Below are 1,668 nucleotides of genomic sequence, written 5' to 3'. Positions count from 1 at the left end.
ACCCGCCACGAAGACACTATGGACTTATTGAAACGCATCGCAAATTTCAATGAACAATGGATCAAAAAAGGCTACCGATATGGAGAAAACGACAACAATGTCTCAGCCACCGTTTCCATCAAACCCGATGAATGGGGCAGAGTGGGCGAATGGATGTGGCACAATAAATCCTCCTACAACGGACTGAGTGTACTGCCTTTTGACAATGGAAACTATCAGCAGGCACCCTTTACAGATATTTCGGAAGAGGAATTCAATACTATGGAATCCAAACTCCACAGCATCGACCTGCGCAATGTAATGGAATTTGAGGACGACACAGATCTCAAAGCCGAAGCTGCCTGTGCCGGTGGCGGATGTGCTGTTGTGTAGCAGATAGTGGGTAGAGGTGAGTGGTGAGTTCATTTAAACTGCAACTTACTCACCACTCACAACTATTCACTTTTTTTCGTACGTTTGTACTATGTTTTCAAAAGCTTGTGAATATGGCATCCGCGCCATTTTATGCATCGCTGCACAATCGCCGCAAGGCACCCGCATGGTCTTGCCTGAAATTGCCAAAGCCATCGGTTCACCCGTCCCTTTTACCGCCAAAATCCTTCAGCAACTCGCCAAAAGCAATTTGGTGCAATCAAACAAAGGACCCAATGGGGGGTTTTCTATCCCTGAAAAGGATCTGGAACGGATCAAACTAAAAGATTTGGTAATCGCTATCGACGGTGAATCCCTTTTTACAGATTGCGGCCTCGGATTGAAGACTTGTAATGAAGAAGCCCCTTGCCCCATTCACCACACGTTTAAACCCATACGGACACAAATCATTGCTATGCTGGAAACCACGTCGCTTAAATCACTTTCTGAGCAATTGGAAACCGGAGACACCGTGCTTAAAGTATAACATCTTTAATCATCATCCGTTTTGACATTCTCTTCAGGAACGGAGTTACTTACCGTTCCATCCGCGCGAATTTCGGAATGTCTGATTTCACCACCACTGGTTCCTACCTCTTTGGCAGCAAAAGCAGTCGCTAATGCAAGCAACACTACCAAAATATACCCATACACCGCCCATTTGATTTTTTTGACGGCCAAAAATAAGGTGACTAATGAAACACCTCCCAAAACAAGTATCAATGTCAAAAACACCTCCGCTTTGTCTTCGTGCGTTTCAATGTATTGTTCGCTGATTCCGGGCATAGTTTCCACAAGGTCTTCTGCCCCTTCACCGGTATAATTTGCAGCGATTGCCATCAATGCGCTAAAAATAAAAATTCCTAATGCAGTTGCCTTTACCTGATCTTTTCTCAATAAAAAACCAACTAACAACACTAATATTCCAATAACCAAACCTATCACCGGAAAATGGTTTAAAGCTAAATGTAAGTGTACATCATCCATACTTATTGTTTTTATTTAATTGAACTGGTTGCAGATACTTCTACTTAAAAGGTTTATCATTTTATGTAATCAGGATGTACTCTACCCTCACGATTTCTAATCCTATGATTGGACCCCTTAAGATTAAATACTATCTGGCTTTCTTAGATTTTGTTTTCAACTTAGATTGACTATAAAGGTAGCAATAAAATATCTTATTAAGATAAAAAGGTCTTTATTTATTCTTATATTTGCCAAAACAAAATACTATGGTAGACAGACCTTACTATG

3 protein-coding genes are annotated in these 1,668 nt (G+C 41.3%); 2 read left to right on the top strand and 1 reads right to left on the bottom strand.

The window, feature by feature from the left end; genetic code table 11:
- Both AACY61_RS13405 and AACY61_RS13400 read left to right on the top strand, forming a co-directional pair.
- Nucleotides 1-372 (top strand): hypothetical protein (locus tag AACY61_RS13405; RefSeq protein ID WP_339612084.1); only part of this gene is annotated, 372 nt, incomplete at its 5' end.
- Between the two features lie 91 nt (nucleotides 373-463).
- On the top strand, nucleotides 464-898 hold the full coding sequence (locus AACY61_RS13400; RefSeq protein ID WP_339612083.1) for an Rrf2 family transcriptional regulator: 435 nt from the start codon (nucleotides 464-466) through the stop codon (nucleotides 896-898).
- A 5-nt stretch (nucleotides 899-903) separates the two neighbouring features.
- On the opposite strand, the gene AACY61_RS13395 is transcribed toward AACY61_RS13400, so the two are convergent.
- Entirely contained in the window at nucleotides 904-1,398 is a 495-nt protein-coding gene (locus AACY61_RS13395; protein WP_339612082.1) for a hypothetical protein, read from the bottom strand.
- Nucleotides 1,399-1,668 lie beyond the last annotated feature (270 nt).

This window comes from uncultured Planktosalinus sp. (assembly GCF_963973675.1).
Lineage (GTDB): Bacteria > Bacteroidota > Bacteroidia > Flavobacteriales > Flavobacteriaceae > Planktosalinus.
The sequence above is the reverse complement of the archived record's forward strand: the minus strand, read 5'-3'. Positions and strand labels throughout refer to the sequence as shown.